Here is a 20,472-nt window from a genome sequence, read left to right on the forward strand (position 1 = left end):
AATAAAAGTACAACAATTAGACAGGCTTTTGGAGCCGATTGTTGCAAGCAGTTTGTTAAAACCAACTATTTATCAATTGTTTACCGGTATTAAAACCGGATTAAATAGATCAATTTATGAGCAAAGAGATAACCAGCAGGCAGGAAGATTATTCCCAGTGGTATAATGACCTGGTATTGAAGGGTGGTTTGGCGGATTATTCTGCCGTTCGCGGGTGTATGGTGATCAAGCCTTACGGTTTTACCCTTTGGGAGAACATGCGTGACCAGCTGGACCGCATGTTCAAGGAGACCGGTCACGTGAATGCCTATTTCCCGCTGTTTATCCCCAAAAGTTTCCTTTCCAGGGAGGCCGCCCACGTGGAAGGCTTTGCCAAGGAATGTGCGGTGGTTACCCATTACCGCCTGAAGAATGACCCGAACGGTGGTGGGGTGGTAGTGGATCCTGAAGCCAAGCTGGAGGAAGAACTCATTGTCCGTCCCACTTCCGAAACGATCATCTGGAATACCTATAAGGACTGGATCCAGTCCTACCGCGACCTGCCCATCCTGGTGAACCAGTGGGCCAATGTGGTGCGTTGGGAGATGCGTACCCGCCTTTTCCTGCGTACGGCCGAGTTCCTATGGCAGGAAGGCCATACCGCACATGCAACAGCCGAGGAAGCGATCGTGGAAACAAGGAAAATGCTAGATGTTTATGCCGACTTCGTAGAGAACTATATGGCCGTTCCGGTGATCAAGGGGGTGAAAACGCCCAGTGAGCGGTTCGCAGGGGCAGAAGACACCTATTGTATCGAAGCTATGATGCAGGACGGCAAGGCCCTGCAGGCCGGTACTTCACATTTCCTTGGCCAGAACTTTGCCAAGGCATTTGACGTGAAATTCCTGAACAAGGACAACAAGCAGGAATTTGTATGGGCGACCAGTTGGGGCGTGAGTACCCGTCTGATCGGTGCACTGGTTATGGCGCATAGCGACGACCAGGGGCTCGTATTGCCTCCTAAGATCGCACCGCTCCAGGTAGTGATCGTGCCCATTTTTAAGGGCGACGAGCAGAGAGGGGTGATAGCAGAAAAGGTTAAGCCCATTATGAAATCCCTGAAAGAATTGGGTATTTCCGTGAAGTTCGATGATAATGATAATGCAAGGCCGGGTTGGAAATTTGCTGAGTATGAAATGAAGGGAGTGCCTGTTCGAATTGCGATCGGTGCTCGTGATATCGAGAATAATGTGGTGGAAGTGGCCCGCAGGGATACTAAGGAGAAGATGAGTGTGTCGATGGATGGACTGGCCTTCTATATTAAAACCCTGTTGGATGAGATCCAGCTGCATATGTTCGAGCGCGCCAGGATCTTCCGCGACCAGCACATCACCAAGGTGGACAATTGGGATGATTTTGTCCGCTTGCTCGATGAAAAGGGCGGTTTCCTGGCAGCCCATTGGGATGGAACAGCGGAAACAGAAGAAGAGATCAAGGAAAAGACCAAGGCTACCATTCGTTGTATCCCCCTGGACAATGAACAGGAGGATGGCCATTGTATCCTTACCGGTAAACCCAGTAAGCAAAGGGTACTATTCGCCAGGGCTTATTGATCCCTCAAGATGATACTCATAATGCGCACCCTTCCGGTGCGCATTTTTATTAACTGGCACCTTAGTAGTATTGTGATTGCCATCCGGCAGAAGTATATTGGACCATAATTCAATGGATATGTCAAAAGATCACCAGGTAGAGCTTGGACTCAGCCAGTCCGCAAAGGATCAACTGGAGCTCGCTGCCTATTGGGCACGCATGATCGCCAGGGCAGGATATTTCCTTGGAGGCTTCTTAGCCTTGCTGCAGGTATTGATCCTGGTGCAATTCCAAAGGAAGATCCCTGCTATCAGGGATGCAACGGTTGAATCGACCATTGGTCTTGTGCCAACCATCATCATGGTGGTGCTGGTCTTCTATAGCAGCAGGAAACTGCACCTGTTTGGGTCCAGGGCTAATGCCGCTCTGGAAGGCAATGACCCTTTGACCCTGGAAACTTCCCTCGCCAACCTGCATGCTTTCTTTAGGTTGTTTGGCATCCTTTTGCTAACCATGTTCGTCTTGTATATTGCCATACTTGTCATAACCAGCGCTGCCTTTTTTATGCAATGGGGAGTGCATTGATAAGAAAATTTGACATTTGAATTGTAACACCTGTTTGAATGGAAGACCAAACTATTGTCCTTTATTACCTTAATGCCGGCAGCGAACCCATCAGGGCAAGGATGCTGCTTTTCCATAATGCCGTTCACTTGTACGAAGCAGACAGCAATAATTTCATCGCTGCCTATCCTTATAAGGATATTGAAAACAAAGAAGCAGTGGAAGGGTATTGGCGTTTCTCCCTGTTGAAAGGCGGCTCCCATTTTCTTGACGTTCCGATGCAACACCTTTCTGTGCCGGAGTTGATGAAACTTACCGGCAAGTCCGGTTCCCGCTCCCCATGGAAGCAAAGACTGAAACTGCCCGCCATCATCCTGCTGTTCCTGGTTGGGATCACCGGTTTCTACTTTCTAGTGGTTTCAGGGCTGTCAGGTTTGGCCATGAATTTTATTTCTGTTTCCAAAGAGGCTGAGTTGGGTGAGATGATCCACAGCAACATGATGCGGGAAGCCAAAGTGGATCAAATGGCCACAGCGGCCCTGACCGATTTCGCCAGGAAACTCAAACTGAGCGAAACCTACAAGTTGAACTTTACCGTGGTGGACGCCGATGAAGTGAATGCCTATGCTGTTCCCGGCGGATACATTGTGGTCTATAGTGGTATCTTAAGGAAGATGGAACGACCGGAAGAACTGGTTGCCTTATTGGGGCATGAAGCATCCCATGTGAATGAGCGCCACAGCCTGCGGAATATATTGCGTGAAATGACCGGCGGCATCATGCTTGGCCTTGTCTTCGGTGATCTTGGATCGCTTAGTGGTACCATTGCTTCCAATGCCAATGCCCTGCGTAACCTTTCCTATTCCCGCTCCCTGGAAGAGGAAGCGGATGAGTATGGCATGCAGAGGATGTTGCAGAATAATATTGATCCCAGGGGAATGGTCTTGCTGATGGATCGCCTGAAAGAAGCTGAAAAGGACCTTTCATTGCCCGGCTTTTTGAGTACCCATCCCCTTACGGAAGACAGGAAAAAACATGCCATTCAATTCCTGAAGCAACATAGCGGGGCCATGTCCGTCCCGCCTGGACTGGCAAGGGACTGGGAGTTGTTGAAGTCGCTGGTGGAAGAAGAAAAAGCCCAACAAAACCATGGTCCTGAAACGGATTCAGACAACTGGTAGGGCCTAACTTACTACCTTCGCAAAAAATCAGATAGTGGAATTAGCACAGGATAATCCATTTGCGGAAGGAAAAGTTTTGTTGATCGACAAGCCGCTGGACTGGACCTCTTTTGATGTGGTGAGAAAGATCAGGAATATGGTCAGGATCAAAAAGGTTGGCCATGCCGGAACCTTGGATCCCCTGGCTTCCGGCTTACTCATTGTTTGTACCGGTAAGTTCACCAAACGTATCAATGAATACATGGCCCGTGAGAAAGAGTACACAGGAAGTTTCACCCTGGGTGCGGTTACGCCAACTTATGACCTCGAGAGTGAGCCGGTACCCATCAATGACCTTTCCGAATTTGATCCTGCAGCCATTCTTTCCACCACATATCAGTTCACCGGCGATATCATGCAGGTTCCACCGATCCATTCTGCCATTAAGATCAATGGCAAGCGGGTGTATGAACTGGCCCGGAAAGGGAAGGATGTACAATTGGAACCAAGGCCTGTAACGATCAGTGCTTTTGAGATCACCTCAATTGAATTACCTCTTGTGCATTTCAGGGTAGTCTGTTCAACGGGCACCTATATACGAAGCCTGGCCAACGATTTTGGGGCTGCATTGGGCTGTGGCGCTTACCTCAGCAGTTTAAGGCGAACGAGGATAGGGGAGTTTTCCGTTAAGGATGCTATGACCATGGAAGCAGCAGAGACCTATATCAGGGGAGTGATTCCTCAGAAAGGATAGTTGATACCCAGCTGGAATTGTCCTTTGAACAGTTCCAATCCATAAAACCATCCATTATTGTATTCAGAAAAAAACGGGTCCTTCAATTTATAGGCCCAGTCAAACCTGATGAGGAAATAGGAGAAGTCCAGGCGCAAGCTGGTGCCGCCTGCAATGGCGATATCCTTGTAGAGATTCTTGAAGCTGAATACGGCCCCATCAAGTTCCTTGTTTCCCTGGTTGTTGCGGTACCAGATGTTTCCAATATCCGTGAACAATGCACTCTTCAGGCGGATCCCAAATACACTTCCCAGGTCAAACCGGTATTCAATATTGGTTTCCAGTTGGATATCCGCGAACCTGTCGGTCTGGTTGTCCGCAAAGATCTTGGAAGAACCCGGACCCAACTGCCTTACCCGCCAGGCCCGCATACTATTTGGTCCCCCGGCAAAATAGGCTTTGAAGAAAGGAAGGTTGGTTTCATTGATCACTTTTCCTGTTGAGTCGATCTGCTTTCCATAAGGAAGACCACCCCCTATAAAGAAACGGAACGCCCATGCGCTTTTCTTCCTGTTGATATAGTATCGGATATCGGCATCTGCCTTGATGAATCGGAACAGGTTGCCTTGTTCATCCCATTGCCTGATATTGCCAAAAATGGCACCGCTTTCTTCTGCTTGTAACCTTAATGAAAGAACCCTGTTGCCTTTCACCCAGCGATTGAAGACACTTAATCTCTGGCTGATGATCAAACCGTCGTTGACAGAATAGATAAGGTTGGGGATGCTATCATACAATTTGAGCAGGCTATCAGTAGGAAAAACCCTGGTAAACTCAACGTTCAGGGGAACATATTGCCATGCCCTGTTCTTTTTGTTCACCCATTCATAACCAATGGAGCCATTAAGGGACTGGACGGCATAAAAATCCCTTCGATCGGTATAGGAGCCATTCACATTCACCGTTGTTTTGGAGCTAATGAGCTCCCGCTCGTTCCTGATCCGGAATGGGGTAATGAATTTCGGGAAGACAAAGCTTTGTCCGGCACTGATCTGGATGGTTTGGATGAGCTGGGTGTTGGTGCCCAGTTCAATACCAAAGCGCATATTGGTGGTCGACTGGATCGATTGTTTGGCCACATTCCTGTTGCGTAATCCAAAGTTCAGGCCTATACCAAACAGGCTACTGGTATTCACCACATCACTGGCATTAAGGCTCGCTTCCAGGTCAACACTCAGGTTCTGTTTTTTAGCCGGATACATCCTGATAGCTATATCCACCCCCGAAACACTGTCCACCGGGAACAACTCCACGCTCACCTGTTGCCATGCCCCTAATTGGTTCATGACATTATTGGTGCGAAAGACCTCCTTTTGGCGGTAGAGGTCTCCTGGTTTCAGGTAATTGTAATTGGTCAGGAAGAGGGGCTTGAACACGGGTTTGTAGGAGATCACCTGGATGCCATTCACAATCGTGGTGTCCGGGATACTACCTGTTGTATCGATGGCCAGGGTCTGGTCAGGGTAGATCATTACTTTCCGGATCCTGTATTGCTGGAGGTGCAATGGGTTCTTATCCCCCCTTTGCAGGAACATGACATCTATCTTCGGGTTTTCCCTGCGTTGCTGCACTTCCTTCAATAACTCAAGTTGTTCAAAAGGGTCAATGCTAGGGTCTATCAGGGCAGAAACGATAGTGTCCACTTCGGCATAGAGGTCTTCCTTGGATATCCTCAGGAAGCCGTTGTTCCGGTATAGGGTAAGCAGCCGGTCCAGTTCCATGGCCACTTTTTCCTTGGAATAGATATCGCCCTTACTGATGCGTTTGTCTTTTTCGTTCCCTAAAGCCAGTGACTGAAGGGTGGAATCCCTCAAGGCATACCCAACGGTATCTACCATCAGGGGGTTCCCTGAATTTACATCGAACTTTACCGTTACCCTTTGCTGGTTGCCATGCCTGGAGTCCTTGTGGATGCTGAGCGAACTGTCCCAGCTTACGGTTCCTTTCATGAAGCCCTGGGCTTTCAGCAGGTCATGCAGGTATTCCACTGATTTGACCGCATAAACAGTATCGAAGGTTACGGGATTCTTCAGGATCTCCTTGCCAAGGCCTTTGGCTACCCATTTGACCACCAGGCTATCGTCCAATTGATTTTGCAATTTGGACTGGAGGTCTGCTCTCTCTGTAGATTTTAGTGGGGTGGTAAGTTTTACCGTAGCATTGTAAACAAAAGGTTTAGCCGGGGAATAATTTTTCACCACCTTGCAGGATGAAGCTACTAATATGAACAGCCAGGGTAGGATCCGCAACAAAAAGTTTCGGCGGAGAAAAAGATTACTGGCTGTTGGCATAAATTGGTGAACGAAAATAGAAGGTAATGGTTACGAAAAATCAGGTCAAATATATTCAAAGTTTGAGCCATAAAAAACAAAGGGATGAGGATGGTGTCTTTATTGCAGAAGGTCCCAAGATCGTCCGGGAGCTCATGCAATTGGACCAGGTGAAGCCAAGGGAAGTGTATGGAACCCTTGACTGGTGGGAATCCCAGCCCACATCCTGGCGCCAGCAGCCCTGGGCTGTAGAGGTAAACGAGGAGGAGTTGCAGCGACTTTCTTTCCTAACCACGCCTAACCAGGTAGTGGCGATTTTTAACAAACCGGTAATTCATCCACATCCCGGTGGCTGGCAGATCATGCTCGATGGCATCCAGGATCCGGGTAACCTCGGGACCATTATCAGGATCGCCGATTGGTTTGGCATCCAACAAGTAGTTTGCAGCCCCGATTCTGCTGATGCCTATAATCCAAAGGTTGTCCAGAGCTCCATGGCCAGCATTGGAAGGGTGGAAGTGGACTATACCGACCTGGTGCAATATGTGGTGGACCATGCCCACCGGGTATTCTATGCTGCTACCCTCGATGGGCAACCGATAAAGGAAGTAAAGGCCTCCCGTCCCGGGGTGCTGGTGATCGGTAACGAATCAAAAGGCATCCGCCCGGAGCTGATGCAAAAGCTTTCCCATTTCATCACCATTCCCAGGCAGGGGGAAGCGGAATCATTGAATGCAGCGGTGGCAACAGGGATCATCCTTTCCCACCTGATTACTTGAACTGGATGGCCTTAACCGGTTGGATCTTCCTGATGATAAAGGTGGGGATGAAAAGGATGCCGATGCAGATCAGGAAGGTTCCCAGGTCAACGGCCAGTACCTGCCAGGGAACCAGCCTTACTTCTGCCTTGGCTATATAATACATGTCCTCGGGGAGGGTGATGAAACCAAATTTCTGCTGCAGGAAGATCAGGCCAATGGCAAGGATATTCCCAAAGATGATGCCCGTGAAAGTGATCACCGCCCCGTTGTACAGGAATATCTTCTGCACCGTTGCATTGGGTGCACCCATTGCCTTGAGGATGCCCACCATCCTGGTCCTCTCCAATACCAGGATGATTAGGCAGGTGATCAGGTTGAGAACGGCCACGATGATCATGATCACCAGCACAATTAAGATGGTCCTGTCCTGAAGCGCCAGCCAATCAAAAATATTGGGATAGATATCACTGATGGCCCTTGCGTTCCACATTTCCGGCAACCTGTTGAATATGGCTTCGTTGAGGGTGTCGATCTGGCGGTAATCATTTATGTAAACTTCGTAACCGCCGATCTGATTGGGCGGCCAGTTGTTCAGTCGCTGGATCAGCCCCAGGTCACCCAGTGCCACCAGTTTATCATATTCTTCAATGCCTGTCTTGTAGATCCCGGAAACAGTAAGTTTCCTGGCCCTTGGTGCCGATCCGTCATTCTGGATGAAATAGATCAGGATGGGGTCATTTACCTTTAACTGCAGCTGGCTGGCCGTATAGGCCGACAATACAATTTCATTACTGTAACCACTATCCGCAAATTTCATCCATCGCCCTTCTTTCAGGAAAGGGGCCAGCCGCTTGAAATCATAATCCTTTTCCACACCCTTGAAGAGCACGCCCTCAATGGTTTCTGTTGTTTTCAGGATGGCATTCTTGGTGGCATAGGCATGGATGGAAGCAATACCGGGAATCTCCCGGTTGAGCCGGTAAACCGTGTCATTCTTTTCAATGGGCATTTCCTCCGCTATGATGGCCCTGTTGGGTTCATAATGCTGTATGCGGATATGGCCCCAAAAGCTGAAGATCTTCTGGCTGATCGCATACTGGAAACCGTTGGTGAAAGCAAGTGCCACGATCATGGCGGCCACACTGATGATGGTGGCTGCAATGGCCAGTCGGATAATGAATCGGGAAAAAGACCGCTGCTGGTTAAAGGCTACCCTTCGCGCTATGAATCCGGCAATGTTCAAACGGCATGGTTTTAGCCTTCAAATATAAAGACACAATGCCCAGCAAAAGAATTTTAAAAGCGGGCTGCAATTTGTACACTTGTAGTAGAATAGTTTATATGCGATCTGTTTTCACTATTTGTTGCCTGGTACTTGCCGCCCTAAGTTCCTATGCCCAGGAGCCGGATATGACCTACCTGTCCAATATCCAGACGGTGAAACTTCACCCCATTGGTAATGCCCTCGGCTACCCGATCATCCGGTTGGGCACAGATGACAGGCTGGAACTCCATTTTGATGATATGGAAGCAGATGTGAAAAGTTATTCCTACACCTGGCAATTGTGCAATGCCGACTGGACACCCGCCATGCTCAGCAGCATGGATTTTATAAAGGGGTATTCCCAGCAAAGGCTGACCACTTACCGCAGTTCTTCGGTTGCCCTTCAGCGTTATACTCACTATACCCAGAACCTGCCCGATCGTAATTGCATGCCTTCACGGTCGGGTAATTATTTACTGAAGGTATTCCTGAATGGGGACCCTTCCCAACTGGCCTTCACCCGCAGGGTGCTGGTAGTGGAAGAAAAATCCTCCATTGCACTCCAGATCCAACAACCATTCAATAACCAGGTGTTCACCACCCACCAGAAAGTGGTCTTCACCGTAGCGGTTCGCAATAACCTGAATATGGCCAATGCCCAGCAGCAATTGAGTGTGACCATATTGCAGAATCATCGCTGGGACAATGCCAGGACCGGATTGCGCCCCACCTTTATCAGGCAGAATACTTTCGAATTCAACCCGGAGGACCAGGCTGTTTTCCCGGGTGGAAGGGAATGGCGTTGGCTTGACCTCAGGAGTTTCAGGTTGCAAAGCGACAGGGTGGACAGCGCCGTGTACAATGATAAGAGTACAAGGGTTTTTGTCAAGACTGACCAGGATCGCTCGGCGCAGCGTTTCGTGTTCTTCCGCGACATGAATGGCATGTTCTATAATGAGACCATCGACCGGTTGAACCCTTACTGGCAGGGTGATTATGCCACTGTTTATTTTACCTACAAGCCACCTGCCGGTATTCCCTTCAAGAAGGACCTTTACCTTTTTGGGGAGATGACCAATTATGGAAAGAATCCTGAGGCGAAGATGGTCTTCAATAAGGAGAAGGGAGTATATGAAACGGCTATCTGGCTGAAGCAGGGTTATTATGATTATGGTTATGCACTGATGGAAGAAAGTGGGGGAAGGAAGATCTTTATCGGTGACAGGACGGAAGGGAATTTTTGGGAAACAGAAAATAATTACCTGGTGCTGGTGTATTATCGGCCATTGGGTGGAAGGACAGATGAGTTGATCGGACTGGGAAGGGTGAACTCCCTTACCGGAAGGAAAGGCTATAACTTTTAACAACAGTATTTTGAAAATCTTTTGTTTAGGAAAGTCCCGTGGCCTATCTTTGCGCCGGCAGGTCTTGCACGACCAGCTCCTGTTAAATCCCCCAGGGTCGGAAGGCAGCAAGGGTAGACGGTCGTAGCGGTGCGATGCAAGTAGCCTGCCTTTTTTTATTTCCCCCCACTGAGCTTTTTTGCTACATCCTGCACAGTATAGTCCGGTACATCATAGATTAATACTTCCTCCACAATAGTTTAAGGAATAATCACATTTCCACACCCTGCCCTCGTTGCGAAGCGTAGGGGGTATCCACACATTGTCCGCCGAAGCTTTAGCGCAGGCGGATCACATCTCCACCTTCCCATATTCTTCGGTTTCTTTATCTTCGTTTGCACTTAACCAAAAAGTCTAACATGAAATTCTTTATTGATACCGCCAACCTGGCACAGATCCAGGAAGCTAATGAACTCGGTATTCTTGATGGCGTAACGACCAACCCATCCCTGATGGCCAAGGAAGGCATCAAAGGGGAAGAAAATATCATCAATCACTATAAGACCATTTGCGAGATCGTGGATGGTGATATCAGTGCAGAAGTGATCTCAACAGGTTTCAAGGGCATCGTGGAAGAAGGCCAGAGATTAGCTGCCATCCATCCCAATATCGTGGTAAAGGTTCCCATGATCAAGGATGGTATCAAGGCCATCAAGTGGTTTACCGATAATGGTATCAAGACCAATTGTACCCTGGTATTCTCAGCCGGACAGGCCATTCTTGCCGCAAAGGCGGGAGCCACCTATGTTTCCCCTTTTATTGGCCGTATAGACGACAGTGGCTGGGAAGGTACCGAACTGATCGGCCAGATCTCTACCATCTATGGTATCCAGGGATTCAAGACCGAGATCCTGGCTGCCTCCATCCGTAACCCCAACCATATCATCAAGTGTGCAGAACTGGGCGCGGATGTTTGTACCTGTCCATTGGATTCCATCCTTGGCCTCCTGAAGCACCCGCTGACCGATATCGGGCTGGCCAAGTTCCTCGAAGACGCCAAGAAGACCATGTAATGAACTGGTCATCCCAATAAAAAGCGCCGGGTCCACTGATCCGGCGCTTTTGTTTTATTGCTGTTTCTTTTTCTTCTTCCTGGAATGTTGCTGCTGGGGCAGGATATCCTCCGGTTTGGGGAGGTTATCCGGGTCAGGGACCTTCTTGATATAGATCCTGGTCGTCTTTGTCAGGGAGGTATTTCGGATAAGCGACACGGTTATATCCACGAATTCCCCGGTAAAGTCCTTTTCCAGCACCAGGCTATTTCCTTCAAATACCCCGGCTGTAGCGCTGAATCTCAACTCCCTTGCTGTAAGGGGGAGCCAACTGCCATCGGGCTTCCGGCCATCCACATTGATATAGTTATGGGTTCCTTTCTTTAAACTGTCGGTATAGAGGTGAAAGGCTATGCTGTCGACCTGCTGGCCAATGACTTTGTTGCTGGTTGGGCCAGCCAGTATTACCAGGGTCAGGACCAGCGATAAGGGGTATGTTCTTCTTGTCTTCACTATGGCTCTTTGTATGGTTTGGACAGGAGAGGTGCTGATGGGTTTAATAACTTCTTGCAATAATTATGCCGGTGTTGAGGCCCGGTTCAGCCTGTCGTTGATGGCCTTGCCCAGTCCCTGCTCCGGGAATCGTTCTGCAATGATCAGGTCAATATCCATGCTGTCGGCCATCCTCATGGCTGCGAACAAACGCTTGGCGGCTTCTTCCAAGCTCCCTGAAGGGGAGAGTATGAACTGGTGGGTGGCAGGTATGCCTTTCGCCTCCTCCCGGAAACTGATCGTCGCCAATCTTTTGCCCTGGTGCTGCTCCAACAAGCTGTTCATGTTGCCAAGCAATAGGGGATGTGCGGTTGCATAATGCCTGGCCAGCATGCCTGGCGCCACTGGGTTATCACTATAACCTTTCTCCGGTAATTTAACGGGGCCGATCACTGCTTCAATGGCTTCCAGGGGAGCGCCTCCATAGCGCAGCAGTTCCGGCTCTTCGCCCAGGAAGGAAATAATGGTGGATTCCAGTCCCACCCTGCACTCACCACCATCCAGGATATAGCTGACCATGTCGCCCAGCTGCTCAAACACATGAAGCGCAGTGGTTGGGCTGACATATCCGGAAGGATTGGCACTGGGGGCCGCCAGGGGGAAATCGATCTCCCTCAGCAATTCCAGGGTCAAGGGGTGGTCGGGTATCCTGATGGCCACTGCCGGGGTTCCGGCGGTAACGATATCCGGTATCTTTTCCGATTTAGGGACCAGGAAGGTGATGGGGCCGGGACTAAATCGGGCCGCCAGTTCCATGGCCTTGAAAGGCAGGCTGAGCCCCAGTTTGTTCAACTGGTCGATATGGGCAATATGCAGGATCAACGGATTGAATTGGGGCCTGTTCTTGGCGGCATAGATCTTCAGGACGGCATCTTCCGACAGGGCATTGCCTGCCAGGCCATATACTGTTTCTGTAGGGATGCCTACCAATTCCCCTTTGCGGAGATTCTGTGCCGCCAGCTTTACATCCTTGCCTATGTTCATTGCCATTGGGCAAAGATACAAAGTGTCCGGAACCCATTGGGCGCCGGACACTTCGGATATACTGGTTCAGGCAGGTTTAGAAGGCTTTCTTTTCGCCGCTGCCCTTCACATATTTCTCCAGCCATTGGTTCTGTTCCCAAAGCAGGTGAAGGATATTTTCTTTTCCGGCATAACCATGACTTTCATAAGGAAGGGAGACAAATCGTACGGTGCCGCCATGGCCCTTGATGGCATTATACAAACGCTCACTCTGGATGGGGAAGGTGCCGGGGTTATTGTCGGCATCCCCATGTACCAGCAACAAGGGCGTCTTGATCTTATCGGCATAACTGAACGGGCTCATTTTGTAATACACATCCGGAGCCTGCCAGTAAGTGCGTTCTTCCGCCTGGAAACCAAATGGGGTGAGGGTCCTGTTATAGGCGCCGCTCCTGGCTATACCTGCCTTGAACAAATTCGTATGTGCCAGCAGGTTAGCTGTCATAAAGGCGCCATAGCTATGGCCGCCAACGCCAACGCGTGTACTGTCACCCACACCCATCTTCGCTACCGCCTGGATGGCCGCATGGGCATTGAGGTAGAGCTGCGGGATGAAATTATCATTGGGCTCCTTGTCGCCTTCACCCACAATGGGCATTTCCGTATTGTCCATAACGGCATACCCCTGGGTGACCCAGTAAACGGGTGAACCCCATGATACAGTAGGGAAGGTGTATTTAGAACCCCTTACCTGTGCGGCATCGGATTGTGATTTGTATTCAATGGGATAGGCCCAGATCAGTACGGGCAAGGGACCCTTACTCTTGTCGTAGCCTTTGGGCAGGTAAAGCGTTGCAGTCAGGTCAATGCCATCTGCACGCTTGTAGGAGATCTTTTCCTTGGTAATGCCCTCCAACTGGGGATAAGGATTGGTAAAGCTGGTCAGGGGAGTGCCCAGCAGGGATTTCTTCCTCAGGTCGCGCAGGAAATAATTGGGTGCATGTGTAGGGGTTTCCCTGCGGGTGATGAAGAGTCCGCGTTCGGGATCCAACACTTCCACCACATATTCGTAAGCACCTTCCTGGCAACGCCAGAGGTCCTTAATGGTCCGGGTTGTTGGATTCATGGTGCGCAGCAGGGGCAGGTCACCCTTGGTGGAGGCGCCATCGCTGGTCAGCAGGATATCCCCATTCTTCAGTATCCACAATACTTCCCTTCCCCATGAATTTTTCCTGGTAACGGGGCTGCCAATATCACTGTATTCATCATTGGAGCTCCTTTCGTTCAGGCTGTCGATGGCCCCGGTGGTGGGATTGTAGCGGTTGATCCTGAGTTTGCGGTCGGCAAAGGAGCGCTCATAAAAAAGCGCCAGGCTGGCATTGCCCCAGCTTACCCCGCCAAACCTTCTTTGGGTGCGGAACAACTCTTTCGCTGGTTCCTTACCGTTAGCAGTCAGGGCGTATAGGGCATCGCGGTGGGGAACCTTGGTACGTCCCAGGCCTTTGTCCAGCGCCTGCACATAGGTAACTGTGGCCGGTTCATCATCCCTCCAGCCGATATTCCTGGGGAAGTTGACCACATCATCAAAGCCGATCGGCGCGCCTTCTGAAGAAGGGTTGGTGAACAATTCCCTTACGGTGCTGCCTTTCATGTCCTTCACCGCATAGGCAGTGGGAAAGCCGCTCCAGGGAACAAGGTAGGAGAAGGGTTTGCTGATGGTGGCCGTCAGCAGGTATTGCTGGTCGGGTGAAACACTGAAGCTCCTGTAAATGGCTGGTTCACCAATAACGCTCTCGTTGATGAGATCGGTCCTCACCAGTTGCGATTTGCTATAGAATTCGAAGAGGGCTTCATCGTAAGGGCTCTTGATCAGGTCCTGGTAGGTGCGGGAGGCAGCGGCCTTGCCGAGGGATTGCTGTGCCACAGGACCGGAGGGTGCAAGTGGTTTTTGCGGCGCAGGCTTGCCGGCGTTTATGGCTGCCCGGTAGATGATGGACCCATTACCCACCCATGCGAATGCGTTACCCAACACCGCATTCACCGGTTGTTGGTTGGCCTTCCTGGCAGCGGCATCATCAATGGTTACTACGTAGAGGTCCACCTGGCTGGCTGAATAATGGAGGAAGGCAAAAGCGTTCTCGTCCTGGTTCCAGCTGATGGTATTGCCCCGCAGGTTTTCGGGGAGTCCTTTAACAGTGGTAACGGCTCCTGTGCGGATATTCTTCAGCTGCAGGCCGTTGAAATAATTCTGCCTGCTTTGCCCAAAATTGGCAGGGTTCCAGCGGATGCCGGCCACCCTGATCTCGGGCTGGGCCAGTTCTTCCACCGAACCATAAGAGGCACGGTCAATAATGATCATCCATTCCCCCCTGGCATCAATGGCTACAGATGGGGTGGGCTTGGCATTGACCATATCAGCAATATCCTTTGGCGGCTGCTGGTAACTGATATCATCCTGTGCGAGCAGCCGGGTACCTGCCAGGATGCATAGGGCAAAAACTAGCTTTAATCGTCTCATATGTGTGGGGTTTGTTGGTTCAATTCTCTAATTACGCATTTTCGCGGGTTCCGGTTGGATGGCCTTATTTGAACTGGAAATTATCTTGATAGGTGGTAGGCCGGCATGAAAAAATATTTGGTTATTTGGACAGCATGTGTAAATTTTGCACCCGATATGAAACAAAATACGCAAAAACACCATCATCATCATTACTTGCCTGCCCGGTAAGCAGATGATGTTTTGCGTCTATCCATAAAACATTTGAAGGGCTTACCGGTATGGTAAGCCTTTTTTTATTTAATGATTTTCTATGCAACAGAAGCTTAAGATCGCCATCCAGAAGAGTGGTCGCTTGTACGAGGACTCCGTAAAACTCCTGAAGGATTGTGGTATTGATGTCAAGAACGGGATCAATAAACTCAAGACCGAGGCTGAGAATTTCCCGCTGGAGATCTATTTCCTGCGCGATGATGATATTCCCCAGTATGTGGAAGATGCAGTAGCCGATATTGGCATCGTAGGAGAGAATGTACTCTATGAAAAGAACAAGAAAGTGGATGTGGTGGAAAAACTGGGCTTTGGAAAATGTCGACTGAGCATTGCCGTTAGCAGGGGCGAACAGTACAGCGGGCCTGCCTACCTCCAGGGCAAGCGGATCGCCACCACTTATCCCGTATTGGTGCAACGCTTCCTGGATGAGCAAGGCATCCGGGCGGAGATCCATGAGATCAGCGGTTCCGTTGAGATCGCGCCGGGTATTGGTTTGGCAGAAGCGATCGTTGACCTCGTGAGCAGTGGTTCCACCCTGTTCATGAATGGCCTGAAGGAGGTGGAGACCATCCTTAGGAGCGAAGCGGTACTGGTGAGGAACAAATCCCTGGATGAGGAGCAACTGAAATTGCTGGACCGTTTCCTTTTCCGTATCCGCGCGGTGAAAAAGGCCAAGAACAACAAGTATGTGCTGATGAATGCGCCTACTGATAAATTGCAGGATATCATCGCCCTGCTGCCCGGGATGAAGAGCCCTACCGTTCTGCCCCTGGCAGAACCAGGATGGAGCAGTGTACACAGCGTGATCAGTGAGAACCAGTTCTGGGACATCATTGAACAGCTGAAAGCAGCCGGTGCACAGGGTATCCTGGTGGTGCCCATTGAGAAGATGATCCTCTGATCCTGACCTGTAATTGATCAATATTAGCTTACTCTATTATGAAAGTTTATACCAATCCTGAAAAGACTGCATGGAATGGGATCCTGAAACGCCCGGCCATGGACAGTGCCAGCCTGGAAGCCAGGGTCAAAGAGGTATTGGATGCCGTTCGCACAGAAGGTGATGCTGCTGTGGCAAGATATACGGAAATGTTTGATGGTGTTCAATTGGCCGCTTCAAGGGTGTCGCCTGCTGAAATGGCAGCTGCCGAAGCCCGGCTTGACGAAAGCCTGAAAGCTGCCATCAGGCAGGCTGCCGCCAATATCAGGGCCTTCCATGAAAAGCAGTTGCAACCTGTTGAAATGGTGGAGACCATGCCGGGTATCAGGTGCTGGCGCAAATCTGTCGGCATTGAAAAAGTCGGGCTCTATATCCCGGGTGGTACGGCGCCCCTGTTTTCCACCCTGCTGATGCTGGGTATACCGGCAAAACTGGCCGGCTGCAAGGAGATCATCCTTTGTTCACCGCCTGATAAAACAGGGTCCCTGCATCCTGCCATCCTGTTTGCCGCTTCAGTGGTGGGGGTAACACAGGTATTCAAGGTGGGAGGTGTTCAGGCCATCGGGGCATTGGCCTATGGAACCGGGACCATTCCCAAGGTGTACAAGATCTTTGGTCCGGGTAACCAATATGTGACCTGCGCCAAACAATTGGTGCAAAAAGATGGGTTGGCCATTGACATGCCCGCTGGTCCGAGTGAGGTAGCCGTGCTGGCCGATGCATTTGCCAATCCTGCTTTCATTGCAGCCGACCTGCTGAGCCAGGCCGAACATGGGGTGGATAGCCAGGTGTTGCTGGTGACCACAGATGCCGGGATGGTAGGCAAAGTGCAACTTGCCCTGGAAGAACAGCTGGAAAAGCTTCCCCGAAAAGGTATTGCTGAAAAGGCTTTGCAGAACAGCACCATCATTGTGGTAGAGGAAACAGAAACGGCCATGGAGATACTGAATGCCTATGCCCCCGAGCACCTGATCCTGCAAACCGAAGACGCGGATAGCCTTGCCGGCAAGGTGGTCAATGCCGGTTCGGTCTTCATTGGGGCCTATTCACCGGAAAGCGTTGGCGATTATGCCAGCGGTACCAACCACACTCTGCCCACTAACGGTTATGCTACAGCGTATAGCGGTGTTAGCGTAGACAGTTTTGTCAAGAAGATAACCTTCCAGCAGCTGTCTGCTGAAGGCTTAAGGAATATCAGCGAGACCGTAGTGAATATGGCTACAGCCGAAGGGTTGGATGCCCATGCCAATGCGGTGAGGGTGAGGACCCGCCTGCGCTAAAGCTCCGGCGGGCGAGGGGTGAGGATGTGAGGATGTGAAGATGTGGAAATGCGGACATGTGGAAATGTGGACATGTGACTTTTTCGCAAACCAGTAGAAGATGTTCAGTGATAACCCCATCAGGATTTACGGAAAGGGGACGAAGAATGAAACCCAACCCCTAACCACAGCGGGGTCTCCTGAAAGGGACCCTGATGAATGAAACCCAACCCCTAACCACAGCGGGGTCTCCTGAAAGGGACCCCGATGATTGGGAAGGAAGAACTGATACCATCTGGGTCTACTGAAAAGGGGCGAAGAATGAAACCCAGCCCCTAACCTCAGCAGGGTCTCCCGCAGGGGACCCTGATGAATAGAAGGGTGAAAACTTAACCTCAGCGGGGTCTCCTGAAAGGGACCCCGATGATTGGGACGGAAGAACTGATGCCATCTGGGTCTACTGAAAGGGGGCGAAGAATGAAACCCAACCCCTAACCTCAGCAGGGTCTCCCGCAGGGGACCCTGATGAATAGAAGGGTGAAAATTCATCGGGGACTCTTGAAAAGTGCCACTATGGGTGAAAAGATTAAACACCCCCGTCGCCCCCGTTGTGTCTTATGACCAACGGGTAGTTGGAAGATGAGCTTAGCTGGTGGATGTATAAATATTTCGCCTTTTATACATCGGGGTCCCATTCGATAGACCCCGATGGGGTTAAAAACCCACCGCCAACCTCAGCGGGGTCTCCTGAAAGGGACCCCGATGAATAGGAAGGATAAGTTGACCCCATCAGGCTCTGCTAAGAGGTATCCTGATGAATGAAACAAAATAACAAGACTAAAGACCTATACAATGTTCAACCTCGACGAATTACTAAGGGAAAACATCAAGCGCCTGGTTCCCTATTCTTCTGCCAGGGACGAGTTCAAGGGCGAGGCAAGGGTATTCCTGGACGCCAACGAGAATAGCCTGGGTTCGCCCTTGACCAAATGGTACAACCGTTACCCCGATCCCCTGCAATGGAAGGTGAAGGAAAAGCTTTCTGTGGTAAAGGGCGTAGCTCCCCAGCACATTTTCCTGGGCAATGGGAGCGATGAATGCATTGATGTGCTCATCCGGGCTTTCTGCGAGCCCGGCATCGACAATATCATCATCGTGCCGCCTACCTATGGCATGTACGAGGTGAGTGCCAATATCAATAACGTGGCAGTGAAGAAGGTGCCCCTGACACCTGCCTACCAGCTCGACCTCCCGGCCATCGAAGAGGCGGTGGACGATAATACCAAGATGATCTTCCTCTGTTCCCCCAATAACCCCACCGGCAATTCACTGGACCGTGATGATGTAGAGGTGATCCTCAATAATTATTTTGGCCTGGTGGTGATGGATGAGGCCTATATCAACTTCTCCCGCCAGCGATCCTTTGTGCAGGAGCTGGAAGATTATCCCAACCTGGTGGTACTGCAGACCCTGTCAAAAGCATGGGGACTCGCCGCGTTGCGGGTGGGAATGGCCTTTGCCTCTGAGGCGATCATCAATATCATGAATAAGATCAAGCCGCCCTATAATATCAACCAGGCTTCCCAGGAACTGGTGCTGAAAGCCCTGGATGAAGTGGAGCAGGTAAATGAAATGATTCGGGTATTGGTAACCGAAAGAACAAGGCTGGAACAGGAACTACCCGGTCTGACGGTGGTAAAGCATGTCTATCCTTCTGATGCCAATTTCCTGCTGGTAAAGGTTACCGATGCCCATGGCATTTACCAATACCTCCTCGATAAAGGCATAGTGGTGAGGGACCGCAGCAATGTGATCCTCTGTGAGGGCTGCCTGCGGGTAACGGTGGGAACGGAAAAAGAGAATGATGAATTGCTGAACGCTTTGAAGACCTACGCTGTTTAATTTGGTACATTCACACTTTAAATTTCAAGCTATGAATATTCGTATTTCAGTTTTGGGATTGCTGGCATCCGTGCTTGCCCTGCAGTCTTTTGCTGCTGATACCACCAGGGTGGTTAAGGATGCTGATGCCGCCGGGCTTAAGCTGCCGGCCGGCTTTAACGCGGCTGTCATTGCCGACGACCTGGGTCGTGCCAGGCATATTGCCGTTGCCCCCAATGGGGTCGTATTTGTGAAGCTGGAAAGGCTGAAGGATGGTAAGGGTATCTACCGCCTGGAAGACAGCAATAAAGATGGTGTGTTTGAAAAGATCAATGGTTTTGCCAATTATATCGGAACCGGAATTGCGATCAGGGACGGCTATCTCTATGCCTCATCAGATGATGATGTGTTCCGTTATAAACTGAATGACCGTTTCGAGGTGGCGGATACGGCAAAAGCTGAGTTGCTGGTGAAAGGGCTGGTGAACAAAAGGCAGCATTCTTCAAAATCCATCGCCCTGGATGATAAGGGCAATCTCTATGTAAATATTGGTGCGCCCTCCAATGCCTGCCAGGCTACAGACCGTACCAAAGGTTCTCCGGGTATGGACCCTTGTCCCATCCTCGAAACAGCCGGTGGGATCTGGCAATTCCGTGCCGATAAGCTTAACCAGACCTATGCGGATGGAAAGCGTTATGCTACCGGCCTGAGGAATGTGGTGGGCCTTGACTGGAATACGACCGTGAACGAGTTGTATGTGATGCAACATGGACGCGACCAGCTTTCAACTTTGTATCCTGAAATGTTCAATGACCAGCAGAGTGCCAACCTGCCTGCTGAGGAAATGTTCATGGTAAAGGAAGGTGCTGATTGTGGCTGGCCTTATTGCTATTATGATGGTAACCAGAATAAGAAAGTATTGGCTCCTGAATATGGCGGTGATGGCAAGAAGGAAGACCGGTGTGCCGGCATGGAGAAGCCACTGGTGGCTTTCCCTGCTCATATGGCACCCAATGCCTTGTTGTTCTATACCGGCAATATGTTCCCTGAGAAGTATCGCAATGGAGCCTTTATTGCTTTCCATGGTTCCTGGAACAGGGCCCCGCTGAAGCAGGAAGGCTATTATGTGGTGTTTGTACCCTTTAAGGATGGCAAGCCGAATGGTCAGTGGGAAGTTTTTGCTGATGGCTTTGCCGGTGTGGCAGAAGTAAAATCCCCCCGTGACGCCAAGCACCGTCCCTGTGGATTGGCACAAGGTCCTGATGGTGCCTTGTATGTTTCCGACGATGTGAAAGGAACCATTTACCGAATCGCTTACAAACCCTGAT

16 protein-coding genes and 1 other RNA gene are annotated in these 20,472 nt (G+C 50.4%); 12 read left to right on the plus strand and 5 right to left on the minus strand.

The window, feature by feature from the left end:
- Positions 1–116 precede the first annotated feature (116 nt).
- The 4 genes from proS to truB all read left to right on the plus strand — a co-directional run bounded on the left by proS (position 117) and on the right by truB (position 4,050).
- Positions 117–1,592 carry a proline--tRNA ligase gene (proS, locus tag KJS94_RS03185; RefSeq protein WP_214449122.1) on the plus strand — a complete coding sequence of 492 codons (1,476 nt, stop codon included), beginning with the start codon at positions 117–119 and terminating at the stop codon, positions 1,590–1,592.
- A 118-nt stretch (positions 1,593–1,710) separates the two neighbouring features.
- Entirely contained in the window at positions 1,711–2,157 is a 447-nt protein-coding gene (locus tag KJS94_RS03190; protein WP_214449121.1) for a hypothetical protein, read from the plus strand.
- A 38-nt stretch (positions 2,158–2,195) separates the two neighbouring features.
- Positions 2,196–3,317 (plus strand): M48 family metallopeptidase, encoded by a 1,122-nt coding sequence (locus KJS94_RS03195; protein ID WP_214449120.1) that lies wholly within the window; start codon positions 2,196–2,198, stop codon positions 3,315–3,317.
- Between the two features lie 34 nt (positions 3,318–3,351).
- A complete protein-coding gene (gene truB, locus KJS94_RS03200; protein WP_239804273.1) occupies positions 3,352–4,050 on the plus strand; it encodes a tRNA pseudouridine(55) synthase TruB in 699 nt (232 codons plus the stop codon).
- Here truB and KJS94_RS03205 read toward each other — a convergent pair.
- Positions 4,038–6,287, minus strand: coding sequence for a BamA/TamA family outer membrane protein (locus tag KJS94_RS03205; RefSeq protein WP_214449119.1), 2,250 nt, complete (start codon positions 6,285–6,287; stop codon positions 4,038–4,040). The two genes, truB and KJS94_RS03205, sit on opposite strands and share 13 nt — an antisense overlap.
- A gap of 119 nt (positions 6,288–6,406) precedes the next feature.
- On the opposite strand from KJS94_RS03205, the gene KJS94_RS03210 reads away from it, so the two are divergent.
- Complete coding sequence (locus KJS94_RS03210) at positions 6,407–7,138, plus strand: RNA methyltransferase (RefSeq protein ID WP_214449118.1); 732 nt, start codon at positions 6,407–6,409, stop codon at positions 7,136–7,138.
- Here the strand turns inward: KJS94_RS03210 and KJS94_RS03215 are convergent.
- Complete coding sequence (locus KJS94_RS03215) at positions 7,131–8,363, minus strand: ABC transporter permease (protein WP_214449117.1); 1,233 nt, start codon at positions 8,361–8,363, stop codon at positions 7,131–7,133. The two genes, KJS94_RS03210 and KJS94_RS03215, sit on opposite strands and share 8 nt — an antisense overlap.
- Before the next feature lie 98 nt (positions 8,364–8,461).
- Between KJS94_RS03215 and KJS94_RS03220 the strand changes: the two genes are divergently transcribed.
- The 3 genes from KJS94_RS03220 (at position 8,462) to fsa (ending at position 10,800) form a co-directional block, all read left to right on the plus strand.
- Positions 8,462–9,748: a type IX secretion system plug protein gene (locus KJS94_RS03220; protein WP_214449116.1), complete on the plus strand. Its 1,287-nt coding sequence runs from the start codon at positions 8,462–8,464 to the stop codon at positions 9,746–9,748.
- A 55-nt stretch (positions 9,749–9,803) separates the two neighbouring features.
- Positions 9,804–9,902: signal recognition particle sRNA small type (ffs, locus tag KJS94_RS03225), an RNA gene on the plus strand.
- A 244-nt stretch (positions 9,903–10,146) separates the two neighbouring features.
- Positions 10,147–10,800 carry a fructose-6-phosphate aldolase gene (fsa, locus tag KJS94_RS03230; RefSeq protein WP_214449115.1) on the plus strand — a complete coding sequence of 218 codons (654 nt, stop codon included), beginning with the start codon at positions 10,147–10,149 and terminating at the stop codon, positions 10,798–10,800.
- Between the two features lie 54 nt (positions 10,801–10,854).
- Here fsa and KJS94_RS03235 read toward each other — a convergent pair whose 3' ends face one another.
- The 3 genes from KJS94_RS03235 to KJS94_RS03245 all read right to left on the minus strand — a co-directional run bounded on the left by KJS94_RS03235 (position 10,855) and on the right by KJS94_RS03245 (position 14,812).
- Entirely contained in the window at positions 10,855–11,292 is a 438-nt protein-coding gene (locus KJS94_RS03235) for a hypothetical protein (protein ID WP_214449114.1), read from the minus strand.
- Positions 11,293–11,355: 63 nt separating this feature from the next.
- Entirely contained in the window at positions 11,356–12,321 is a 966-nt protein-coding gene (locus KJS94_RS03240; RefSeq protein WP_214449113.1) for an L-threonylcarbamoyladenylate synthase, read from the minus strand.
- Positions 12,322–12,391: 70 nt separating this feature from the next.
- Entirely contained in the window at positions 12,392–14,812 is a 2,421-nt protein-coding gene (locus KJS94_RS03245) for an alpha/beta hydrolase family protein (RefSeq protein WP_214449112.1), read from the minus strand.
- Positions 14,813–15,104: 292 nt separating this feature from the next.
- On the opposite strand from KJS94_RS03245, the gene hisG reads away from it, so the two are divergent.
- From hisG to KJS94_RS03265, 4 genes are all read left to right on the plus strand, one after another.
- Positions 15,105–15,965 carry an ATP phosphoribosyltransferase gene (hisG, locus tag KJS94_RS03250; RefSeq protein WP_214449111.1) on the plus strand — a complete coding sequence of 287 codons (861 nt, stop codon included), beginning with the start codon at positions 15,105–15,107 and terminating at the stop codon, positions 15,963–15,965.
- Between the two features lie 38 nt (positions 15,966–16,003).
- Positions 16,004–17,284 carry a histidinol dehydrogenase gene (gene hisD, locus KJS94_RS03255; protein WP_214449110.1) on the plus strand — a complete coding sequence of 427 codons (1,281 nt, stop codon included), beginning with the start codon at positions 16,004–16,006 and terminating at the stop codon, positions 17,282–17,284.
- 831 nt (positions 17,285–18,115) lie between these two features.
- Positions 18,116–19,165, plus strand: a complete 1,050-nt coding sequence (hisC, locus tag KJS94_RS03260; RefSeq protein ID WP_214449109.1) for a histidinol-phosphate transaminase — start codon at positions 18,116–18,118, stop codon at positions 19,163–19,165.
- A 31-nt stretch (positions 19,166–19,196) separates the two neighbouring features.
- The gene (locus tag KJS94_RS03265; RefSeq protein WP_214449108.1) at positions 19,197–20,471 is read left to right on the plus strand and encodes a PQQ-dependent sugar dehydrogenase; all 1,275 of its coding nucleotides are present in this window, start codon (positions 19,197–19,199) and stop codon (positions 20,469–20,471) included.
- The last annotated feature ends 1 nt before the right edge of the window (position 20,472 follow it).

This window comes from Flavihumibacter rivuli, assembly GCF_018595685.2.
Lineage (GTDB): Bacteria > Bacteroidota > Bacteroidia > Chitinophagales > Chitinophagaceae > Flavihumibacter > Flavihumibacter rivuli.

Bases quoted from the DNA above. Each gene is read 5' to 3' on its own strand.
- KJS94_RS03210 (WP_214449118.1), top strand. From the start codon at position 6,407: ATGGTTACGAAAAATCAGGTCAAATATATTCAAAGTTTGAGCCATAAA.
- KJS94_RS03245 (WP_214449112.1), bottom strand. From the start codon at position 14,812: ATGAGACGATTAAAGCTAGTTTTTGCCCTATGCATCCTGGCAGGTACC.
- KJS94_RS03220 (WP_214449116.1), top strand. From the start codon at position 8,462: ATGCGATCTGTTTTCACTATTTGTTGCCTGGTACTTGCCGCCCTAAGT.
- hisC (WP_214449109.1), top strand. From the start codon at position 18,116: ATGTTCAACCTCGACGAATTACTAAGGGAAAACATCAAGCGCCTGGTT.
- hisD (WP_214449110.1), top strand. From the start codon at position 16,004: ATGAAAGTTTATACCAATCCTGAAAAGACTGCATGGAATGGGATCCTG.
- KJS94_RS03240 (WP_214449113.1), bottom strand. From the start codon at position 12,321: ATGGCAATGAACATAGGCAAGGATGTAAAGCTGGCGGCACAGAATCTC.
- fsa (WP_214449115.1), top strand. From the start codon at position 10,147: ATGAAATTCTTTATTGATACCGCCAACCTGGCACAGATCCAGGAAGCT.
- hisG (WP_214449111.1), top strand. From the start codon at position 15,105: ATGCAACAGAAGCTTAAGATCGCCATCCAGAAGAGTGGTCGCTTGTAC.
- KJS94_RS03195 (WP_214449120.1), top strand. From the start codon at position 2,196: ATGGAAGACCAAACTATTGTCCTTTATTACCTTAATGCCGGCAGCGAA.
- KJS94_RS03190 (WP_214449121.1), top strand. From the start codon at position 1,711: ATGTCAAAAGATCACCAGGTAGAGCTTGGACTCAGCCAGTCCGCAAAG.
- proS (WP_214449122.1), top strand. From the start codon at position 117: ATGAGCAAAGAGATAACCAGCAGGCAGGAAGATTATTCCCAGTGGTAT.
- KJS94_RS03265 (WP_214449108.1), top strand. From the start codon at position 19,197: ATGAATATTCGTATTTCAGTTTTGGGATTGCTGGCATCCGTGCTTGCC.